Source organism: Nocardia nepalensis (assembly GCF_048910785.1).
Taxonomy (GTDB): Bacteria; Actinomycetota; Actinomycetes; order Mycobacteriales; family Mycobacteriaceae; genus Nocardia; species Nocardia nepalensis.
This window is the reverse complement of sequence record NZ_JBKBET010000003.1, coordinates 488271-508727: the sequence shown is the minus strand read 5'-3', so window position 1 is coordinate 508727 and position 20457 is coordinate 488271. Positions and strand designations below refer to the sequence as shown.

At 66.5% G+C, this 20457-nt stretch carries 18 protein-coding genes and 1 pseudogene; 7 read left to right on the top strand and 12 right to left on the bottom strand.

Features of this window, described 5'->3' with window-relative positions; all coding sequences use genetic code 11:
- Positions 1-27 precede the first annotated feature (27 nt).
- From ACHQ4I_RS02860 to ACHQ4I_RS02850, 3 genes are all read right to left on the bottom strand, one after another.
- Positions 28-2055 (bottom strand): M13 family metallopeptidase, encoded by a 2028-nt coding sequence (locus ACHQ4I_RS02860; RefSeq protein WP_420770182.1) that lies wholly within the window; start codon positions 2053-2055, stop codon positions 28-30.
- A gap of 71 nt (positions 2056-2126) precedes the next feature.
- Entirely contained in the window at positions 2127-2504 is a 378-nt protein-coding gene (locus ACHQ4I_RS02855; RefSeq protein WP_420770051.1) for a DUF397 domain-containing protein, read from the bottom strand.
- 10 nt (positions 2505-2514) lie between these two features.
- On the bottom strand, positions 2515-3366 hold the full coding sequence (locus ACHQ4I_RS02850) for a Scr1 family TA system antitoxin-like transcriptional regulator (RefSeq protein ID WP_420770050.1): 852 nt from the start codon (positions 3364-3366) through the stop codon (positions 2515-2517).
- Between the two features lie 133 nt (positions 3367-3499).
- Here ACHQ4I_RS02850 and ACHQ4I_RS02845 point away from each other — a divergent pair, with 133 nt between their 5' ends.
- Positions 3500-4051, top strand: coding sequence for a hypothetical protein (locus ACHQ4I_RS02845; protein ID WP_420770049.1), 552 nt, complete (start codon positions 3500-3502; stop codon positions 4049-4051).
- Here the strand turns inward: ACHQ4I_RS02845 and ACHQ4I_RS02840 are convergent.
- Together ACHQ4I_RS02840 and ACHQ4I_RS02835 are read right to left on the bottom strand one after the other, a co-directional pair.
- The gene (locus ACHQ4I_RS02840; protein ID WP_420770048.1) at positions 4029-4511 is read right to left on the bottom strand and encodes a DUF4190 domain-containing protein; all 483 of its coding nucleotides are present in this window, start codon (positions 4509-4511) and stop codon (positions 4029-4031) included. The two genes, ACHQ4I_RS02845 and ACHQ4I_RS02840, sit on opposite strands and share 23 nt — an antisense overlap.
- 83 nt (positions 4512-4594) lie before the next feature.
- On the bottom strand, positions 4595-5377 hold the full coding sequence (locus ACHQ4I_RS02835) for a pirin family protein (RefSeq protein ID WP_420770047.1): 783 nt from the start codon (positions 5375-5377) through the stop codon (positions 4595-4597).
- A gap of 295 nt (positions 5378-5672) precedes the next feature.
- Here ACHQ4I_RS02835 and ACHQ4I_RS02830 point away from each other — a divergent pair, with 295 nt between their 5' ends.
- On the top strand, positions 5673-6134 hold the full coding sequence (locus tag ACHQ4I_RS02830; RefSeq protein ID WP_420770046.1) for an NUDIX hydrolase: 462 nt from the start codon (positions 5673-5675) through the stop codon (positions 6132-6134).
- 53 nt (positions 6135-6187) lie between these two features.
- Positions 6188-7540, top strand: a complete 1353-nt coding sequence (locus ACHQ4I_RS02825; protein WP_420770045.1) for an MFS transporter — start codon at positions 6188-6190, stop codon at positions 7538-7540.
- On the opposite strand, the gene ACHQ4I_RS02820 is transcribed toward ACHQ4I_RS02825, so the two are convergent.
- Positions 7530-8033 (bottom strand): hypothetical protein, encoded by a 504-nt coding sequence (locus tag ACHQ4I_RS02820; protein WP_420770044.1) that lies wholly within the window; start codon positions 8031-8033, stop codon positions 7530-7532. The two genes, ACHQ4I_RS02825 and ACHQ4I_RS02820, sit on opposite strands and share 11 nt — an antisense overlap.
- 157 nt (positions 8034-8190) lie before the next feature.
- On the opposite strand from ACHQ4I_RS02820, the gene ACHQ4I_RS02815 reads away from it, so the two are divergent.
- The 3 genes from ACHQ4I_RS02815 to ACHQ4I_RS02805 all read left to right on the top strand — a co-directional run bounded on the left by ACHQ4I_RS02815 (position 8191) and on the right by ACHQ4I_RS02805 (position 14534).
- On the top strand, positions 8191-9813 hold the full coding sequence (locus tag ACHQ4I_RS02815) for a DUF4185 domain-containing protein (RefSeq protein WP_420770043.1): 1623 nt from the start codon (positions 8191-8193) through the stop codon (positions 9811-9813).
- Between the two features lie 85 nt (positions 9814-9898).
- Positions 9899-13501, top strand: a complete 3603-nt coding sequence (locus tag ACHQ4I_RS02810; RefSeq protein ID WP_420770042.1) for a hydantoinase B/oxoprolinase family protein — start codon at positions 9899-9901, stop codon at positions 13499-13501.
- A gap of 112 nt (positions 13502-13613) precedes the next feature.
- A complete protein-coding gene (locus ACHQ4I_RS02805; protein WP_420770041.1) occupies positions 13614-14534 on the top strand; it encodes an NAD-dependent epimerase/dehydratase family protein in 921 nt (306 codons plus the stop codon).
- A 99-nt stretch (positions 14535-14633) separates the two neighbouring features.
- On the opposite strand, the gene ACHQ4I_RS43235 is transcribed toward ACHQ4I_RS02805, so the two are convergent.
- From ACHQ4I_RS43235 to ACHQ4I_RS02785, 5 genes and pseudogenes are all read right to left on the bottom strand, one after another.
- On the bottom strand, positions 14634-15218 hold the full coding sequence (locus ACHQ4I_RS43235; protein ID WP_476445381.1) for a TOBE domain-containing protein: 585 nt from the start codon (positions 15216-15218) through the stop codon (positions 14634-14636).
- Between the two features lie 18 nt (positions 15219-15236).
- Positions 15237-15788, bottom strand: a pseudogene (locus ACHQ4I_RS43230) (sulfate/molybdate ABC transporter ATP-binding protein); the annotation flags it as partial.
- A 184-nt stretch (positions 15789-15972) separates the two neighbouring features.
- Entirely contained in the window at positions 15973-16830 is an 858-nt protein-coding gene (locus tag ACHQ4I_RS02795; RefSeq protein WP_420770039.1) for an ABC transporter permease, read from the bottom strand.
- 13 nt (positions 16831-16843) lie between these two features.
- Entirely contained in the window at positions 16844-17605 is a 762-nt protein-coding gene (modA, locus tag ACHQ4I_RS02790; protein WP_420770038.1) for a molybdate ABC transporter substrate-binding protein, read from the bottom strand.
- Positions 17602-18000, bottom strand: a complete 399-nt coding sequence (locus tag ACHQ4I_RS02785; protein ID WP_420770037.1) for a TOBE domain-containing protein — start codon at positions 17998-18000, stop codon at positions 17602-17604. Before ACHQ4I_RS02785 ends, modA begins: the two co-directional genes overlap by 4 nt.
- 172 nt (positions 18001-18172) lie before the next feature.
- Between ACHQ4I_RS02785 and ACHQ4I_RS02780 the strand changes: the two genes are divergently transcribed.
- Entirely contained in the window at positions 18173-18988 is an 816-nt protein-coding gene (locus ACHQ4I_RS02780) for a hypothetical protein (protein WP_420770036.1), read from the top strand.
- Between the two features lie 36 nt (positions 18989-19024).
- Here the strand turns inward: ACHQ4I_RS02780 and ACHQ4I_RS02775 are convergent, their stop codons facing one another.
- Positions 19025-20455 carry a CCA tRNA nucleotidyltransferase gene (locus ACHQ4I_RS02775; RefSeq protein ID WP_420770035.1) on the bottom strand — a complete coding sequence of 477 codons (1431 nt, stop codon included), beginning with the start codon at positions 20453-20455 and terminating at the stop codon, positions 19025-19027.
- Between the last annotated feature and the right edge of the window lie 2 nt (positions 20456-20457).

Genomic DNA, 20457 nt, shown 5'->3' with positions numbered 1-20457 from the left:
GCCCGGCGTCCTCGGCCCGCCGCGTACTCACCAGATCTTGACGCGCTGCTCAGGTTCCAGATACAGCGCGTCGCCGGGCTTAACGTCGAAGGCCTCGTGGAAGCTGTCGATATTGCGAACCACCGCATTGCAACGGAATTCCGGCGGGGAGTGCGGGTCGGTGGCCAGGCGTCGAATGGCCTCCTCGTTGCGGGCCTTGGTGCGCCAGACCTGGGCCCAGCCGTAGAAGACGCGCTGCAGACCGGTCAGGCCATCGATCACCGGAGGCTCGGCGCCACCGAGGGAGATCTGGTAGGCGACCAGGGCGATGGACAGACCGCCGAGGTCGCCGATGTTCTCGCCGATGGTGAATTCACCGTTGACGGTGTGGTCGTCGGACAGCGCCTTGGGCGACAGCACGCTGTACTGGTCGATCAAAGCCTTTGTGCGCTTGCCGAATTCGGCGCGGTCGGCATTGGTCCACCAGTCGACCATATTGCCGTCGCCGTCGTATTTGGCGCCCTGATCGTCGAAGCCGTGGCCGATTTCGTGGCCGATCACCGCGCCGATGCCACCGTAGTTGGCGGCGTCGTCGGCGTGCATATCGAAGAACGGCGGCTGCAGAATGGCCGCGGGGAAGACGATTTCGTTCATGCCCGGGTTGTAGTAGGCGTTGACCATCTGCGGGGTCATGAACCATTCGCCGCGGTCGACCGGGCCGCCCAGCTTGTTCAGATCACGGTCGTGTTCGGCGGCATAGCCGCGGCGAAAGTTGCCGACCAGATCGCCCGGTACGATGACGATGGCGGAGTAGTCGCGCCACTTGTCCGGATAGCCGATCTTGGGGGTGAACTTCTCCAGTTTGGCCAGCGCGGCCGCCCTGGTATCCGGACCCATCCAATCCAGGTCCGCGATATTGCGACGGTAGGCCTCCTGCAGATTCGCCACCAGCTCGACCATCCGCGCCTTGGCCTCCGGCGGGAAGTGTTCGGCCACATACAGTTTCCCGACGGCCTCGCCGAGCAGATCCTGCACCAGCGAAACACCGCGCTTCCAGCGTTCCCGGTTCTCCTGCGCCCCGGTGAGGGTGCGGCCGTAGAAGTCGAAGTTCTCCTCGACGATCGGATCGGTGAGATAGGCCGCGCGCGAACGCAACAGCCGCCACATCGCCCAGGCCTGCCAGTCGGCGAGCGATTCGGCGGCCCAGGTGCGGGCGAAGGTGCGCACGTAATCCGGCTGCCGCACAACCACTTCGGCGAACAGTTCGGAACCGGACTTCGAAACACCCTCGGCAAGCGCGGAGGTCCACGCATGCCAATCGAATTCCGGATTCTCGGCAACCAGCGCGTCGAAGGTGGTGAGGTTGTAGCTCAATTCGGCATCGCGACGCTTCACCACATCCCAGTGCCCGGCCGCGAGTTTGCGCTCCAACTCGAACACCCGCTGCCCGACCGTCGCCAGATCGGCGGGCAGCAGCGCGGCGATCTGCGGTTCGGCGGCTGCCAGGGCGAAGATGCGCCCGATATGCGCGATGTACTCGGCCCGGATCTCGGCGAATTCGTCCTGCCGGTAATAGGACTCGTCGGGCAGCCCGATCCCGGACTGGGTGGCGTGCGCGAGATACCGGTTGGAGTTCTTATCGTCGGTGTCGACGTAGACGCCGAGCGCGCCGCCGATGCCGGTGCGCTGCAGCCTGCCGAGCAGCGCGGCCAGGGCACTGCGGTCGGCGACCTCGCGGATCTCGGTGAGTTCACCCGCGATCGGCGCCAGTCCGAGCGAGGCGACCGCGTCGGTATCCATGAAGCTCGAATACAGATCACCGATCTTGCGCGCGTCGCTGCCGTGCTCGGCCGACGAGGCCGCCGCGTTCTGGATGATCGCCTGCACATCCAGCTCAGCCTGGTCGTACAGCGTCCGGAAGGCGCCGTCGACCGCGCGGTCCGCGGGTATCTCGTAGGTATCCAGCCAAGCGCCGTTGACGTGCGCGAACAGGTCGTCTTGAACGCGTACGGCCGGGTCGAGGTTGGACAGGTCGATACCGGAAGGACTGCTCAGGTCGGAAGTCACGATCTCCAGTATGCAGAGGTGACGCTGATACCGCCGTCGCCGAGGCTGCCCCGGCCGCGGGGACGGCCGGGGAGGAACGGTCAGGCGGGCAGGATGATGCGGTCGAATTCGCCGTCGCGCGCTCCGGCGACGAAGGCATCCCACTCTTCGGGGGTGTAGGTGAGAGTGATATCGACGTGGCGCAGGGTGGCGCTACCGTCGGCGTGAGTGTGCGCGATCAGCTCGTTGTGCGATCGCCCGCTGTTGAGGAGGTTGATGAACGAGGTCCAAAGGCTCGCGGTGACGGTGATAATGGGCTCTTCGGCGGGGCGGTTGGCCGGGTTGCGGCGGTATTTGCTGTCACGGATGAGCACCGCGTCACCATCGAACCGGACCTCGACGCATTGATTGCCGTTGTTCGATCGACTCGACGTGAACCAGTCAGTGAAAACCGACCGGGGGGTAGCGGTGGTGGCCATGGGCAGGATTTTACACTCGTGCATAGCGGCTGATCAGGGCCAATGACTCGTCACGATTCAACGAGTGTTCCAGAGCGTGAACGTATGCGAAGCTCAAATCGCGAATCTGCTCCGGATCGTCGACCGCCCCGCCGAAGACCGCGCTCTCGGCCCAGGCGAAGGTCGGCAGCTGTTCGCCGGCGAAGTCGATCAGATGGAAGCTGGAACCGCCGAGCACCGCGCCCGCCCGCGCGGCGAACGGGATGACCCGCACCTCGATATTGTCGAGTTGCTCGATCAGCTTCGCCAGATACTCCAATTGTCCGCGCAGCACCTCCGGACCGCCGGTCTGCTGCAGCAGCGTGCCCTCGCCGATCACGGCGGTCAGCTCGACCGGTCCCTTACCGCGCAGGCGTTCCTGGCGCCGCATCCGGATGGCCACCAGTTGCTCGACTTGGACCGGGCGGATCATCACATCCGCGCTGATGAGCGCGCGAGCGTAATCCTCGCTCTGCAGCAGACCGGGAAACACCAGACTGTCGTAGCTGCGAATACTCTGTGCGCCGAACTCCATGCCGTACAGCCGCTGCAGTTCCGGCCCGATCAGGGCCGACGATTTGGCCCACCAGCCGCGCTGCTTACTCGCCTCGAGCAGCGTCAGCAATTCCCCGCGCTCCTCGGGATCGACCTCCAATAGTTCGAGCACCGGGCCGATGGTGTTGGTGGTGAGCACCCGTCGCCCCTTCTCGACGTGCGACCAATTGGCCGGGGTGAAACCGACGCGCTTGGCGAAGGTTGCCGAATCGAAGCCGCGCTGTTCGCGCAATTCGCGCAGGCGCAGCACCAGTTCCCAACGAGCGACAGTGGGGGAAACGGGTGCCATGGCTGGCGATGCTACGCCGAAGATTTATCCTGCGTGTGACTATTGTCAACCGAGTTGTTCCGGTCTAGTGTCGATTTCAACGACATTCTTTGCTTTTCACGTCGATCCACTCAGACTCGAGGCGAGGTTCGTCATGAATACGTCGCGGATGGAACCTGGTAGCTACTTGGCAGCCCAGGACTTCGCGGCGGCCCAGGACGCCTTGGCCCGCTGTCGTCGCTACCGCAAGGACAACGGACTCTACGGGGTAGTCGATCCCGCACTCGGACGCATCCTGTTGGAGATCGGCGCGGTCGGCGCGGTCGTCATGCCAGCCGCACTAGGTAAGCGGGTGCGCGCCCAATTGCTGGCCACCCATGGTCGCACCGGACCGATCATCGCGCACCCGCGCTCACAACGCTGGTCCTTCCTGACCGGTCCGACGGACAACTCGTATCTGGATATGACGCTGTTCCCGGAGTTGTTCCGGGTCTGCGCCTCGGTGGCGTTACCCGGCAGCCGGATCGTGCTGCCGTCGCCGACCGACGAGCAGAGCGGCCTCCGGATCTGGATCGCGCCACCCGAGGGTGACTACCGCCCCGAACTCGGCGATGTCATCGCCGCGACCAAGTCGTGTGCCGCCAGTGCTGGGCACGAATTCGAGCGCTCGATGGTCAGGCACATCAACGGGTCGGATGTGGAGTGAGCGTCACGCTGTAGCTCTGCTCGATGCTGTGCTGCCACTTGTCTCGGCACTCGTTGAGCTTGGTCTGATCGTCACCCGCCTTCTGCACGCAGTCCAGATAGTCCTTACCGCCGGAGTCGACGAAGAAGCTCCAGCCGACAATGGTCAGCACAATCGCGCCGATCAGCGCGATCGCGCCGAGGATGGAACCGGCGATCGCCATACCGGTGCCGCCCGCGCTGCCGGAACGGATCTTGAAGAACGCGATAATGCCGAAGATCAGCGCGAAGAAGCCGAACAGGTAGCCGCCGATCAGCGTCCAGCAACTCAGGAACCCGAGGATGCCGAGTACAAGCGCGGTAATCGCCAGACCCTTGCGCTTGGGCGATTCCTGCCAGTAGTTGGGCTGCCCCTGATACGGCCCCGGCGGTGGGTAGCCACCCGGCGGCGGATATTGACCGGGCGGCGGATACTGCGACATAGGACTTCCTCTCAGCCGGTGCACTTGCGCTGCAGTCGCCTACTGATCGCACTCCCCGAGCAGGGATGTTAATGCCGAACCAGTTACTGCGAGCCGAGCCGCGCGTGCATCTCCCAGACCAGAATCTCCGCGGGCTCGCGGGCGATCACCCGTTGCCCACCCGACCTGGTCAATCGCACCGCATCACCCGCGTACAGCGGGCCGACGCCCTCCATCTCCACCTCGCCCCTGGCGACGAACAGATGCAGGTACGGCGCGTCCGGGAGGTCGACCGACTGCTCGGTATCACCGGTGCCCACCATCCGCGCCACGTGCATCGCCGAATGGCTGCTGCCGATGGCGATCGCGGTCCGGTCGCGATAGCGCGGCAGACCCGAGGCCACGGTCACCAGAGCGCCGCCCGCCAATTCGTCGTCGATCTCGAGCTGCTGATAGCCCGGCTCCAGGCCCGGCTCGTCGGGCACCACCCACATCTGCACGAAATGCACCGGCTCGTCGTGCTCGGCGCCGGGGTTCAGGCGCCAGGAGTCGTTCTTCTCCGAATGCAGAATCCCGGTGCCCGCGCTCATCCGCTGCGCGAGGCCGGGATAGATGACGCCGCTGTGACCGAGCGAATCCTGGTGCACCAGGCTGCCGCCGAGCACCCAGGTCACGATCTCCATATCCCGGTGCGGATGGGTTTCGAAGCCCTGACCAGGGGAAACGATATCTTCGTTGCTGACGAGCAGCAGCCCGTGATGGGTGTTGTCGGGATCGTAGTGCTCCCCGAAGGAGAAGGAGTGCTTCGAATCCAGCCAGGACACGCGCGTTTTCATGCGATCGCCGCCGCGATGGACATCGATGTGTGGTGTCGTGAGTGTGGACATCGTGGTCCTCCTCTCGGGACCGTGCACCGATCACCTTTCAGGGTAGGAGCACTTACGACGCGGTACTCCGAATTCCTAGTAAATTGTCCTGCACTCGGCATTTTACGCGAGCTGATCTTTGCCAGTGACCTGCAAGCGGTCACTAGCGGCCGGTCGGTGAACGGCAGGCGAGCAGTACCAACCGGTTCGTCGAATCGTCGACCTGATCAGCCCGCAACCGCACCGAAGCGGCCGCCCGCGCCCACGGCGGATTCGTAACACCATGCGCCACAACGGAACCGGAGGTGACGAAGCGATGCGACCCGAGGTGCTCGCCCGCATCGAGCGACAACTCCGCAAGGCCGCACAGCGCGACGGGATCAGTGATTTCGTCGTCGGTGTCGCGGTTTTCCGCGACGGCAAACTCCTGGTGGTCCGCCGCGTACCGGACGATTACCGCGGCGGCATGTACGAATTACCCGGAGGCGGAGTCGAATCCGGCGAAACGCTGGCCGAATGCGTGGCACGCGAGCTCTTCGAGGAGACCGGTCTGCGTGTGCGCGATATCACCGACTTCCTCGGCAGCTTCGACTACGCGACCAGGACCAAGGCCAGGGTCCGCAAGTACAGCTTCGTGGTCGAGGTGGAGCCGGGCGAGGTGGCGCTGGCACCGGGCGAACACGATGCCTTCGCCTGGATCGATGCCGCGGCCCTGAACGACCTGCCGATGGCGCCGGACATGCGTGAAACGATCGCCGCCCTGGTCGACTGTGTTTGATGGAAGACACACGGACATTCCCGACCATCATCGAAACGCAGTAGCCTCTGGGCGTGTCCACTGGTCGCCCCGAAGGCTCCACTCCCGCGGACGAGCGGCCGGTTTCGCTACAGACGGCGCTGCGCGAGAGTCCCGGCGTGCTGCGCCTGGCCCTGGTCCGCTTCACCGGCCAGTTCGGCGACGGCATGTTCCAGGCGGCGCTGTCGGGCGCCATTCTGTTCAATCCGGAACGCGAGACCGATCCGCTGGCCATCGCGGCCGCCTTCGCGGTGCTCCTGCTGCCGTACTCGCTGATCGGGCCGTATGCCGGTGCGCTGCTGGACCGCTGGGATCGGCGGGCGGTGCTGTTGGTCGCCAATGTGCTGCGGGCGATCCTGATCGGCGCGGTGAGCGTCGGACTCTTAGCGGGTAGCAGTTCGCCGCCCTTGTTGCTGCTGGCGCTCGCCGTGGTCGGGATCAGCAGATTCGTACTCTCCGGTGTGTCCGCGGCACTGCCCCGGGTGCTGGACCTGCACTGGCTGGTGCCCGCGAATTCGGTGCTCGCCACGGTGGCCTCCGGCTGTGCCGGTGTCGGTGCCGCGGCCTCGGTCGCGATCATCGGACTGATGGGCGCCGGTGATTTCGCGTCGGCGGTCGCAGTGGCGATCAGCGCCGTCTGGTCGGTCTTCGGTGCGGTGCTCGCGGCCGGATTCGGGGCCGGGGTGCTGGGTCCGGAGCCGGGAGCGGCGGTGCGCGACAGCGCGGTGCGGGCGGTCGCCACCGGCCTGCGCCATGGTGCGGCGGCGGTCTGGGGGGCGGTTCAGGTCACCACCGCGATGGTCGGCATAGGCACGCACCGGATCGTCTTCGGCACAAATACCCTGATCATGGTGCTGGTGCTGCGACAGGCGCCGGTCGACGGCGGCGGGGCGAATACCGGGCTGACGCGATTCGGGGTCGCCATCGGCTGCACGGCTGCGGGCATGCTGGTGGCAGCGGTCGTCGCACCGCTGCTGATTCCGCGCCTCGGCCGGCCGCGCACGGTGGTGCTCGGTCTGTTAACCGCGACCATCGTTCAGTTGACGCTGGTCACGCCGACCGCCATCGCGACCGCCGGGACCGCCGCGCATCGGGCGCATCAACTGCTGCTGGTAGGCGCGTTCCTGTTCGGGCTGGCGGGTCAGACCATCAAACTGACCGGCGACGCGACCATGCAGATCGATATCGGTGACACCAGGCGCGGTCAGGTATTCGCATTGCAGGACACCGTCTTCAATATCGCGTTCGTGCTGGCGATCGCGGTCACCGCGCTGGTGATACCGACCGACGGGCGCTCGATCGGGGTAGTGCTGGTCGGCGCCGGAATCTATTGCGCCGGAATCGCGGCTATCGCGCTGAACAGCCGGCGCGAACCGGCTATCGGCTGAACGACGTTGCCGGATAACCGGGTTCATCACCGGACCAGGTGCGGTGCTCCTGCAGCGCGGCCACCTGCGCGATCGGGGCCTGTGGATCCGACCATGGTGAATCCTGCGACGGCTCATCGTGATTCGCCAGTGTCGCGCCGAACTCATTGGAGGCGAGGTTTTCCGGCTCCGGCTCGGCGCGCACGGTCCAGGAGAGATGTTCGCTGCCCGCATCGTCCGGATTGCCGGTGATCTGGTGATTCCAGGTGCCATTGCCGGTCGGGTCGGTGAAGAAATGGTCCAATACGCCGTCGTCGTCGAGATCCAGCCCGACCACATCGGCGATGCCGGTGCCGTGCGAATCCCACATGACATCATCGGCCAGGCCGTCCCCGTCGAAGTCCAGGCTCACCGCGTCGCCGACGCCGGACCCGGATAGGTCCAGATCCGCCTGGCTGGTCCAGACGTGGACCGTGCCGTCACCGGTCCCGAACACGTACTCGATCTCGTTCATATCTGTTTGGACGCGACTGCCGCCCATCCGGTTCCGTCAGCACCCGAAGCCGGTGTGAATTCGATACCATCGCACCCGCTCGCGATACCGCAATCGGACCGCACGATCGAGTAAGTTGATCTTCCATCGACCCGAATCGACAGGGAGCCAATAAGACATGGGATTTCGGCCGAGCAGGACGCGGGCATTCGCGTCGGCGGTCGAATATCCCTGTGCACCCGCATTATTCGGCGTACTGCTGGCCGGGGCGCTGACCGTACCGACGCCCGTCGCGCAGGCCGCGCAATATCCGTGGGCGCCGCCCCCGGTGAACAGTTGCGGCGAGATCGGCTTCGACCCGTTGAACCGGGCGCCGGATCCGAGCGTACCGCCGCCCCCGCCGCTGCCCCCGCAGATCGATATCCCGGTGCCCATTCCGGAGATCACGCCGGTGCCGGTGCCCGACCCGGCGCCGGACAACACCCGGATCGATCCGGAGCCGCTGCCCGCGGACCCGTGCCGAAATCCGTGCCCGGATGTGCGCGACACCCCGAAGCCGCCGGATACCGCCACCGACCCGGCCCCGGATACCGCGCCGAACACCGGGTCGAGTTCCGGTTCTGGTTCTGGTTCCGGCTCGGGTTCTGGTTCGGGTTCCGGCTCGATCCAGCTGCCGCGCATCGAGTTCCGGCCGGAGATCGAACCCGTTCCGTACCCGGTGCCCGGTGGTGACGGAGCCGAACCCCAACCCGCGCCGCCACTGGTCGTGCATCCGGCCGAGCCGGGACCGCTGGCCCCCGCGGTTGCCCCGCTGCTGGTGGAGTCGGTGGATCTGGTCGGGCAGGTGACCGGACATGGTTCGGAGAACCGCACCGATATGCGCTGGCAGGTCGACGGCACCGACCTCGGGATCATGTGGGAGACCAAACCGGGCCAGATCGCCGTCGCCTTCGGCGACACCTTCGGCGCGGGCTGGGAGAGCGGCGGCGTCGGCGGACCGGATTGGCGCAGCAATGTGCTGGGCTACAGCACCGACCACAACCTGGCCGACGGGCTCGGCATCGACACCATGGTGCAGGACAGCCGGTGTCACGCCACCGAATTGCTGTCCAGCCGCAAGATCAAGAACTGGGAGACGACCACCATCCCGACCTCCGGATTCGCGATCGGGAAGCGGCAGTTCATGAGCTATATGTCGGTGAATCACTGGAGCCGGATTCCGGGTCTGTGGTCGACCAACTACGGCGGTCTCGCGTACTCCGACGATAACGGCCGCACCTGGGTCAAGAGTCAGCACGCCAGGTGGGACAACTTCTTCGGGCTCGGCCGCTTCCAGGTGACTGCGATGGTGCCGCAGGGCGATTACGTCTACATGTTCGGCACGCCCAACGGCCGGGTCGGCGTAATCGGCCTGGCCAGGGTGCCCAAGAACGAGGTGCTGAACAAATCGGCCTACCAGTACTGGGTCGGCGGCACCTGGGCACCGGCCGCCGAGAACCAGGCAACGCCTTTGGTTCTCGGCATGGCCAGCGAACTATCGGTGCGATTCGACAAGGGCAGCGGGCAGTGGCAGATGGTCTACCTCGACTCGGCCCGCGCTTCGATCGTGATCCGCACCGCGGCGACGCCGCAGGGCGCGTGGACCGATGGTGTCCCGCTGGTCTCGACCGACGACTACCCGAAGGCCTACGGCGGCTTCATCCATCCATGGTCGACCGCCGAGGATCTGTACTTCACCATCTCGGCGTGGGATACCTACAACGTGTATCTCATGCACGCCAAACTCGATCCGCCGAGCTGATCGCGATCGGATCCGTGCCGAGAGTGGTTCGGTATGGTGCGCATGTGATCGACCAGCGCATATGCATACAGCACGGGCGGCTCCGATGACGGGCGGCGCGACCGCGCACCCGGCGGACGGTCCGGGCTGGCAGTTCTGGATCGATCGGGGCGGCACCTTCACCGATGTGGTGGCCCGTCGACCCGACGGCAGGCTCGTCACGCACAAGCTGCTCTCGGAGAACCCGGCGCGCTACGACGACTCCGCGGTGGCGGGCATCCGCGAAATCCTGGCCGACGCGGGCCGAGACAACGCCGATATCGATGCCGTCCGGATGGGCACCACGGTCGCCACCAACGCCCTGCTCGAGCGCAAGGGCGAACGCACCGTTCTGGTGATCACCCGGGGATTCCGCGACGCGCTGCGCATCGCCTACCAGAATCGCCCGCAGATCTTCGCGCGGGAGATCGTGCTGCCGGAACTGTTGTACGAGCATGTGATCGAGGTGGACGAACGCGTCACGGCGGACGGCACAGTGCTGACACCACCAGATCCGACCGCCCTCGCCGAGGCGCTGAAGCCGTTGTACGACAGTGGCATTCGTGCCATCGCCGTGGTGTGCATGCATGCACACCTGTATCCGGAACACGAACAGGCGATCGGCCGGGTCGCCCGCGATATCGGATTTCCGCAGATCTCGCTGTCCAGCGAGGTCAGCCCGCTGATGAAGCTGGTGCCGCGCGGGGACACCACGGTGGTGGACGCCTATCTCTCGCCGGTGCTGCGCCGCTACGTTCAGCAGGTCGCCGACCAGCTCACAGGCGTGCGACTGATGTTCATGCAATCCAATGGCGGACTCACCGAGGCGGGCCAGTTCCGCGGTAAGGACGCCATCCTGTCCGGTCCGGCGGGCGGCATCGTCGGCATGGTGCGGATGTCCGAACTCGCCGGATTCGACCGCGTCATCGGGTTCGATATGGGCGGAACGTCCACGGATGTCTCGCATTTCGCCGGCGAGTACGAGCGCGTGTTCACCACCCAGATCGCCGGGGTCCGGCTGCGCGCGCCGATGCTCGACATCCACACCGTCGCGGCGGGCGGCGGCTCGATCCTGCACTTCGACGGCAGCCGCTACCGCGTCGGCCCCGACTCCGCAGGCGCGGTCCCGGGACCCGCGTGTTATCGCGGCGGGGGACCGTTGACCGTCACCGACGCCAACGTGATGCTCGGCCGCATCCAATCCGACTACTTTCCAAGGGTTTTCGGTCCGAGCGGGGATGAATCGCTCGACGATGCGCTGGTGCGTGATCGATTCGCGGAACTGGCCAGCGAGATCGCCGAGAGCACCGGTGACGATCGCACCCCCGAACAGGTCGCCGAGGGCTATCTCGAGATCGCCGTCGCCAATATCGCCGCCGCGATCAAGCGGATCTCGGTGCAGAAGGGGCACGATGTCACCCGGTACGCGCTGACCACCTTCGGCGGCGCGGGCGGCCAACTCGCCTGCAAGGTGGCCGATTCCCTCGGCATCCGCACCGTGGTGGTCCCGCCGATGGCCGGTGTGCTCTCGGCGCTCGGCATCGGCCTCGCCGACACCACCGCCATGCGTGAGCGATCGGTGGAATTGCCGTTGCACGATGAGTCGATGCCGCGCGTCATCGAGATCGCCGACGATCTGGAGGGCACCGCCCGCGCCGAACTACTCGGCGAGGATGTGCCCGTCCACCGGGTACGCGTCGTGCGCCGCGCTCAACTGCGCTATGACGGCACCGACACCACGCTGACCGTCGAGCTCACCGAACCGGCCAGCATGGCAACGGATTTCGCCGAACGCCACCGCAACACCTACTCCTTCGTGCTGGACCGCCCGATCGTCATCGAGGCGCTCTCGGTCGAGGCGACCGGGCTCACCGAACCACCCGACCTCGCCGACCTGGCCGGGTCACTCGCGGCCACCGGCGAGCCGGAGTCCGTTCGGCTGCATACCGAAGGCGCTTGGCGTGATGTATCCCTTTACCGGCGTGCGGAATTGGCGCCCGGCAGAGCGGTGGACGGACCCGCGATCATCACCGAGGAAAACTCCACCACGGTCGTCGACGACGGCTGGCAAGCCGTGCTGAACGACGTCGGGCATCTGATCATGGAACGGGTCGCGGTGGCGACCGGACCGCAGGCGGGTACCGAGGCGGATCCGGTGCTGCTGGAGGTCTTCAACAATCTGTTCATGTCCATCGCCGAGCAGATGGGCGCGCGGCTGGAGTCGACCGCTCAATCGGTGAATATCAAAGAGCGCCTCGACTTCTCGTGCGCGCTATTCGATCCCGACGGCAATCTCGTCGCCAACGCGCCACATATTCCGGTACATCTCGGATCGATGGGCACCAGCGTCAAGGAGGTCATCCGGCGCAGGGAGAACATGCGACCGGGTGACACCTACGCGGTCAACGATCCCTACCACGGCGGCACCCATCTGCCCGATGTCACGGTGATCACGCCGGTATTCGACACCGCCGGTACGCAGATCCTCTTCTACGTCGCCTCGCGCGGCCATCACGCGGAGATCGGCGGCATCGCGCCCGGCTCGATGCCCGCGAACAGCCGTCGCATCGAGGAGGAGGGCGTCATCTTCGATAACTGGCTGCTCGTCGAGGACGGCCGGTTCCGGGAGACGGAGACCTCGCGGTTGCTCACCGAAGCGCCGTACCCGTCCCGCAATCCGGCCACCAACCTCGCCGATCTGCGTGCCCAGATCGCGGCCAATGCCAAGGGGGTCGACGAGGTCAGGAAGATGATCGAGCACTTCGGGCTCGATGTCGTCGAGGCGTATATGCGGCATGTGCAGGACAACGCGGAGGAATCGGTGCGCCGCGTCATCGACGCCCTCGACGACGGCGAATACGTCTACGAGACCGATCTCGGCGCCACCATTCACGTCCGGGTCACCGTCGATCGGGAAAACCGCGGCGCCACCATAGATTTCAGCGGGACATCGGCACAGCTCGACGGTAATTTCAACGCGCCCTATGCCGTGGCGAATGCGGCGGTCCTGTATGTCTTCCGCACACTGGTCGCCGACGATATCCCGCTCAACGATGGTTGCCTGCGTCCGCTGCGGATCATTGTGCCGCCCGGCTCGATGCTCGCACCCGTTCCGCCCGCCGCGGTCGTCGCCGGCAATGTCGAAACCTCCCAGGCGATTACCGGCGCGCTGTACGCGGCGCTGCGGGTGCAGGCCGAGGGCTCGGGCACGATGAACAATGTCACCTTCGGCAATGACCGCAGTCAGTATTACGAGACGATCGGCTCCGGCTCCGGTGCGGGCGACGGCTTCGACGGCGCACCGGTGGTGCAGACCCATATGACCAACTCCCGGCTCACCGACCCGGAGGTGCTGGAGTGGCGGCTGCCGGTGCTGCTCGAGGAATTCTCGGTGCGTGCGGGTAGCGGTGGCACGGGTCGATGGCACGGCGGTGACGGTGCCGTGCGTCGGCTGCGGTTCACCGAGGCGGTGACGGTATCGACGCTGTCGAGCCACCGCCGGGTGCCGCCCTATGGCATGGCGGGCGGTGCGCCGGGGGCACTCGGCCGTAATCGGGTCGAGCGTACCGACGGCACGGTGCAGGATCTGCACGGTGCGGATTCGGCGCACCTCCAACCCGGTGATGTGCTGGTCATCGAGACGCCCGGCGGCGGGGGATACGGCAGCTGAACCCGTTCTGATCAGCGGTTTCGGCAGCGGCTCGGGCAGCGTCCTGGCATGCTGGCGACAGTGATGCAGCTCACATCAACGAGTGTCACGTCGGAAGGGGGACAGCTGTCTGATGGACATGAACGACACCAAGAACGTATTGCTGGCCGGAGCGACCGGAGTGCTCGGCGGCCATATCGCCGCAGCGCTGAAGCAGTCCGGCTACACCGTGATAACACTGTCGCGCGGTGCGGACGCCGATGTCCGGGCCGATCTGATGAATCGTGACCAACTGCTGCGCGCGGTCGAGGGCCGCACGATCGACACCGTGGTGCACGCGGCGACGGCACTGCGCAAGGCGCCGATGCGGCACAAGGATATGTACGCCACCGATGGTCTGCGGATAACCGGCACCGCCAACCTGATGGAGGCCGCGCGCGCGGTCGGCGCCCGGCGGGTCATCGCCGAGTCCATGGTCTTCGGCTATGGCTACGGCGATTTCGGCGATCATGTGCTCACCGAGGACGACGTCTTCGCGCCGGCCGGCGACAAGGCGGTCGAACCCCACCTCGAGGGCATGCGCGTCAAGGAAGAGCTGATGCTGAATGCCGAAGGGATCGAAGGGATCTCGCTGCGCTACGGCCTGTTCTACGGCGCGGGCGGCACCGAGGCCCTGGTCACGATGCTGCGCAAGCGGCAACTGCCGGTGGTGAACGATCACGGGCGAGTGCTGCCGTGGGTGAATCTGGCCGATGCGGCCGCGGCGGTGGCACTGGCCGTCGAGGGCGGAAAGCCCGGTGCGGCATACAACATCGTGGACGACAACCCACTCGGCTTCGGCGGCCATGTCCGGCTGGTCGCCGAAACATTCGACACCCCGAAGCCATTGACGGTGCCGGCCTGGATGATGCGACCGATGTCGTACGCCTACCGGATGACGCAGGCCAATATGCGGGTGGCCAACGCCAAGGCGAAGTCGGAACTCGGCTGGACGCCGCGCTATCCGTCCTGCGCGGACGGGCTGCGTGCCTTGGCCGCCGCGCAGCGCGGCTGACCCGCACCCAACGCGGTTCGAGCGGCGATATGCCCAGCTCAGGCGGTGCTGGCGGCGCATCGGATCACCCGGCGGCGGACGGCATTCGATGCCAGCGGGTCAGCAGGGGTAGACCTGGACTTCCGTGGCCTTGACCGCGAAGTACACCGAGCGGCCCGGAGTCAGGTCGAGTTCCGCGACGGCCGCCGGGGTGATATCGGCGACCAGACCCGCTGAGCCGTCCGTTCGATCCGCCGCCTGCACGCGAATGATGCCGCCACGATCGGTGAGTTCGGCGATCCGGACGCCGAAGGTATTGCGCGGGCTGCCTTCCGGCACTTCCCGATGCACCGATACCGCGGTGGGGGAGAAGACCGCGGCGGCCCGCCCGCCCGGCGGCCACGCGCCATCCGCCCGGCCGTGCACCTCCACGTCATCGGCCAGCACCACGCCCTCGCGCTCAGCACTACCCGCACCCGCCTTGCCGACGATCAGATTGACCCCGGCGATGCGCGCGGCGAACGCACTGCGCGGCCGCGCCAAAACCGTTGCCACCGGACCTGATTCGACCACCCGCCCGGATTCGATGACGAGCAGCCGATCGGCCAGGGTCAACGCGTCGATGATGTCGTGGGTGACCAGCACCGCACCGCGCCGGGCACCCTCGGCCGGTTCGCGAAGCACCTCGCGCAGCAGCGCCCGCATCGCCGGTGCCACCGCGACATCCAGCGCGGCCATCGGTTCGTCCAGCAGCAATAGCTGTGGATCGACGGCCAAGGCCCGCGCCAATGCCACCCGCTGCGCCTGCCCGCCCGACAGTTCCCCCGGTTTACGTCCCGCCAACTCCACCGCGTGCACGGCGGCCAGCCACTCCCGCGCCACCGCACGCGCCGCCCCCGCCGACAACCCGGCGCTGCGCGGTCCGAATGCCACATTCTGCGCGACGGTCAGATGCGGAAATAGCAACGCCTCCTGCGCGAGCAGCGCGACACCACGCCGATGCGGCGGCACCGCGACGTCTTTCGCGATATCGGTCAGCACCCGCGAACCGAGCCGCACCTGCCCCGAGTCCGGCCGCACCAATCCCGCCACGACCTCGAGCAAGGTCGACTTACCCGCACCATTGGGTCCGAGCACGGCAAGCACCTCGCCATCGGCGAGCTCGAAATCCACCTCGAAATCGCGATCGGCCAGCCGCGCCGATACCGCAAGACCAGAACCATCCGCCACCGCTTGCGACTCTCGAGATGCGTTCCGCCGCAGCAAGTGCCCCATTATCGTTCGACCTTTATTCGACGTCCGCCCACCGGACCGAGATCCAGCGACTGGAACCGTGGTGCGCGAGCCCAGCAGCCCTGGCCGTCCTGTTGCGCACCATTCATCAGCCGCGCACCATGCTCCCGCCGAGCAACGACCGTGCGCAGGCACCATCTTCGTGGATGAGTCCGATTAGCTCGCGTCACCGATCAGCCCCCGCGATCAGCTCGGACCGTGACGCCCGGACGTTCTGCCAACTACTCCGCAGCACCGTCCCCGGCCCGGGCATCACCCCTGACCTGCGATACGCGATCAGCACGATCAGCACCGCGACGATGACGAGCACAAGTGAAAGCGCCACCGCCGCGGCGGGATCCGCCTCGCGCTCCAGATAGATCTCCAACGGCAGCGTCCGGGTCCGTCCCTGCAGGCTGCCCGCGAAGGTGAGCGTCGCACCGAATTCACCGAGGGCACGGGCGAAGGCCAAAACCGCGCCGGAGATCAGCGCGGGTCGCAGCAGAGGAAGGGTTACGCGAAGCCACACGGTTGTCGGACGCGCGCCGAGGGTGGCGGCGATCTGTTCGTAGCGCGAGCCCGCGGTCCGCATGGCGGCCTCCAGCGTGAGCACCAGAAACGGCAGTGCCACAAAGGCCTGCGCCAGCACCACCGCGGTCGTACTGAACGCGATATGGATTCCGGCCACCTCCAGATGCCTGCCGATCAGCCCCTTCCGACCGAAGGTGTACAGCAGCGCGATACCGCCGACCACCGGCGGCAACACCAACGGCAGCAACACCATTGCGCGCAGCAGCGGCAGCCCGCGCCAGACGCTCCTGGCCAGCACCGCGGCCATCGGCACCCCCAGCAGTACGCACAGCACCATGCTCGCGGTGGCGGTGCGCAGGCTCAACCACAGCGCGTCCTGGGAGGCCCTGATACTCACCGAGGCGAGAAAGTTCGACCATTCGACGCTGTAGGCCAACGCGATCAAAGGCACCACGACCAGCGCGAACCCGACCGCGGCGGGCAGCAGCAGCCAGCGCGGCAATCCGGTGTTCACCGATCGTCCCGACTCATGGTGCGCCGAATCCGGCCCCCGCCAACGCCGCCCGCCCCTTCGGCCCGGTGACCAGGCTCTCGAACTCGTGCGCCAGCTGCGCGTGCCTGGAATCCGCCAGCACCGCGATCGGATACGCGTTGACCGCGGCGGCGGCCTCGGGCATCGCCACCGTGGCCACCTTCGCACCCGCCGACGCCGCATCGGTCACATACACCACACCGGCATCGGCCTGCCCGGAGGTCACCTTCGCCAGCACGTCGGTCACCGACGATTCCTCACTCACCGGCGACAGCGAAATCCGAGCGGATTCGGTGACCTTCTTGGTGGCGCGCCCACACGGCACCTGCGGCGCGCAGACCACCAGCTGCAGTCCCGGCTGGGCCAGATCACGCAGTCCGGCAACGTGTTTCGGATTGCCGGGTGCGGTCACGATGGTCAGTACATTCGTGGCGAAGTTCTCCGTCGGTTCGGTGATCCGGCCCGCATCCACCGCCTTCGCCATCGTCACCGGATCGGCCGCGGCGAAGACGTCGGCGGGCGCCCCCTGGGTGATCTGCGCGGCCAGATCGGAGGAGCCCGCGAAGGAGAATGCGACCTTCGAGCCGGGATGCGCGGCCTCGAAATCCGCGGCGAGGCCGGTGAAGACCTGCTTCAACGACGCCGCCGCGAAGACCGTCACGGTACCGGAATCCGCACTCGCACCACCGCTTTCATCAGATCCACACCCCGCGACGAGCAGCACGGCCGAAATCGCCGCCAGTGCGGCCGGTCTCATTCGGCGGCCGTTTCGACCACGACCGTGGTCGCCTTCACGCTCGCCATCGCGACACTGCCTGGCTCCAGCCCGAGCTCGCGCACCGCCTCGCTGCTCATCAACGACACCACCGTGAACGGTCCGCATTGCATCTCCACCTGAGCCATGACCGTATCGGCCACCACACGGGTGACCAATCCGGGAAACCGATTACGTGCCGAACTGGCACTGCCGAGGCGAGTCCGCGGGGTCCGTGCCTGCTCGACGGCCAGGGCCGCGAGCTCCCTGCCCTCGATCACCAGGCGGCCGGAGGAGTCCTTGGCCGCCGCGAGTGTTCCGGAATCGATCCAGCGCCGCACGGTGTCATCGCTGACACCGAGCAGTTCGGCCGCGTCACGTATCCGGAGAGTCGCCACCGCGCCAGCATAGTTCCGCAAATACGGATCAACAAAGCGGATGAAGCCGTAGATACGGATAGAATCGGTGCGCCCTCCGGCCACGTCATTCCGTAGAAACGCACTATTGCCCACTTCGTCACGGCCGCGACCGTGGTCGTGTTCGCCGCCGCCAAGTACGCTCGGAGCAATCATGGCCACGTATTTCGATCCGATGTCATGGTCACCGATGCGGGCCGTCGACTTGGGGAAGCGACTCTTCGACCAATCGCTGTTGGAGCAATGGCTCTCCTTCACCACCGCCTGGGTGGATCCGGTGGCCGACTTCGGCGCGGGCACGGTCACAGCGTTGATGCCGGACGTGCTCATGACCGTGCTGAGTGAGGGCATTCTCAGCCGGTTCGGCGGCCAAGAGGTCAGCGCCACCCTGCTCGGCCATGACCTGCACGCCACCCTGCAGGTGCTCAAGGTGCGCCGCCGCGGCGCGCATTTCCAGACCAAAACCGTGCTGTCCCGGATGCGCTGGGACGATCACCCGATCGAGCAGCTCACCGTGATCGCGCACGGGGTCCGGCTGGTGCCCGGCGTGCCGACCAGGGCGCGGACCCAGCAGCTGGACCTGAACGGCACCGTCACCACCGCGGCACTGGTCGGCTGGCTCAATACCCAGGAGCTCGACTGGCGGCTCAGCGTCGACGCGAGCGGTCTGATCCGGGCCGAGCATCGCCGCCGCCGCGTCACCGCGTTGGTGGAGGCGCAGGTGCGCGACAACCTGCTGACCGTCGATATCCACCGGGCGAACTGGTTGGGCATGCGGATACCACGCAACCTGGTGACCGCCCCGGCGATCCTGCTGGATCGGCTGCCGAACGACGCGCGCATCGTGCACGCCACCCGCGAGGGCGATCTGGTCCGCTTCCGGGTCGAGCTACCGGAGATCACCGGTTCGTTCGATCTGGCGCAGATCCGCTCGGCGATCGTGGCGGGCACCACGCTGATCATCTTCTGACCCGGGCGAGGAAATCCTGTTCCAGCCCTGAAGCATTCAGCCCTGGGACTTCCACCATTCCAGCAGTGCGGCCTCGGCCTCGTCCCTGGTGAGCGGTCCCCGATCCAGGCGCAGCTCCTTGAGGAACCGCCACGCCTTGCCGACCTCGGGACCCGCGGGAATGCCGAGCAGTTCCATGATCGCGTTGCCGTCCAGATCCGGGCGGACCCGATCCAGATCCTCCTGCTCCTGCAGCCTGGCGATGCGCACCTCGAGGTCGTCATAGGTGGCGCGCAGCGCGGCGGCCCGGCGCTTATTGCGGGTGGTGCAGTCGGCGCGGACCAGTTTGTGCAGCCGAGGCAGCAGGTCAGCGGCATCGGTGACATAGCGGCGCACTGCCGAATCGGTCCACTGCCCCTTGCCGTAGCCGTGAAAACGCAAGTGCAGGAACACCAGTCGCGCCACGTCCTCGGTGAACTGCTTGGGATACTTGAGCGCTCGCATCCGCTTGCGCACCATTTTCGCGCCGACCACCTCATGGTGATGGAAGCTGACGCCGCCGCCCGGTTCATTGCGCTTGGTGTCGGGCTTGCCGATATCGTGCAGCAGCGCGGCCCAGCGCAGCACCAGGTCCGGATCGCCCTCCTCTAGGTCGATGGCCTGCTGCAGCACGGTCAGCGAATGCCAGTACACGTCCTTGTGCTGGTGGTGCTCGTCGATCTCGAGCTTCATCGCGGGCACCTCGGGCAGTACCAGCTGGGCCAGGCCGGTTTCGCACATGACATTGATGCCATCGATCGGGTGTGCGGAGGCGATGAGCTTATCCAGTTCGGCGCGCACCCGCTCCGCGGTGATCCGCTCGATCTCACCCGCCATCGCGGTGATCGCTGCGCGCACCCGCGGATGCAGTTCGAAGCCGAGCTGTGCGACGAAGCGCGCCGCCCGCAGCATGCGCAGCGGATCGTCGTGGAATGAATCCTGCGGCGCCGCAGGGGTATCCAGCATTCCGGCGAGCAGCGCTTCCATGCCGCCGAGCGGATCGACGAACTCCAACGAACCGTCGGCCCCGATCTTCACCGCCATCGCGTTGACCGTGAAGTCGCGGCGCACCAGATCGCCCTCGAGCGAATCACCGAAGGTCACTTCGGGATTGCGCGATACCCGGTCATAGCTATCGCTGCGGAAGGTGGTGATCTCCAGCTGCTGATCGGACTTCGAGGCGCTCACCGTGCCGAAGGCCAGCCCACCGGTATCCCACAGATGATCGGCCCAGCCGCGCAGGATCTCCTGCACCTGCTCCGGCCTGGCATCGGTGGTGAAGTCCAGATCGGTGCCGAGCCGCCCGAGCACGGCGTCGCGCACGCTGCCGCCGACCAGGTACAGCTCATGGCCGCGCGCGGCGAACAACTCGCCCAATGGCGTCAGTACATCGGACAGCCGTCCGAGCGTGACCGCGGCCGCGGCCAGCAATCGGGTACGTCGATCCAACG

Excerpts from the sequence above, each read along its gene's own strand:
- ACHQ4I_RS02855 (WP_420770051.1), bottom strand. The coding sequence starts at position 2,504 with ATGGCCACCACCGCTACCCCCCGGTCGGTTTTCACTGACTGGTTCACG.
- ACHQ4I_RS02850 (WP_420770050.1), bottom strand. The coding sequence starts at position 3,366 with ATGGCACCCGTTTCCCCCACTGTCGCTCGTTGGGAACTGGTGCTGCGC.
- ACHQ4I_RS02845 (WP_420770049.1), top strand. The coding sequence starts at position 3,500 with ATGAATACGTCGCGGATGGAACCTGGTAGCTACTTGGCAGCCCAGGAC.
- ACHQ4I_RS02840 (WP_420770048.1), bottom strand. The coding sequence starts at position 4,511 with ATGTCGCAGTATCCGCCGCCCGGTCAATATCCGCCGCCGGGTGGCTAC.
- ACHQ4I_RS02835 (WP_420770047.1), bottom strand. The coding sequence starts at position 5,377 with ATGTCCACACTCACGACACCACACATCGATGTCCATCGCGGCGGCGAT.
- ACHQ4I_RS02830 (WP_420770046.1), top strand. The coding sequence starts at position 5,673 with ATGCGACCCGAGGTGCTCGCCCGCATCGAGCGACAACTCCGCAAGGCC.
- ACHQ4I_RS02820 (WP_420770044.1), bottom strand. The coding sequence starts at position 8,033 with ATGAACGAGATCGAGTACGTGTTCGGGACCGGTGACGGCACGGTCCAC.
- ACHQ4I_RS02815 (WP_420770043.1), top strand. The coding sequence starts at position 8,191 with ATGGGATTTCGGCCGAGCAGGACGCGGGCATTCGCGTCGGCGGTCGAA.
- ACHQ4I_RS02810 (WP_420770042.1), top strand. The coding sequence starts at position 9,899 with ATGACGGGCGGCGCGACCGCGCACCCGGCGGACGGTCCGGGCTGGCAG.
- ACHQ4I_RS02805 (WP_420770041.1), top strand. The coding sequence starts at position 13,614 with ATGGACATGAACGACACCAAGAACGTATTGCTGGCCGGAGCGACCGGA.
- ACHQ4I_RS43235 (WP_476445381.1), bottom strand. The coding sequence starts at position 15,218 with ATGCGGGCGCTGCTGCGCGAGGTGCTTCGCGAACCGGCCGAGGGTGCC.
- modA (WP_420770038.1), bottom strand. The coding sequence starts at position 17,605 with ATGAGACCGGCCGCACTGGCGGCGATTTCGGCCGTGCTGCTCGTCGCG.
- ACHQ4I_RS02780 (WP_420770036.1), top strand. The coding sequence starts at position 18,173 with ATGGCCACGTATTTCGATCCGATGTCATGGTCACCGATGCGGGCCGTC.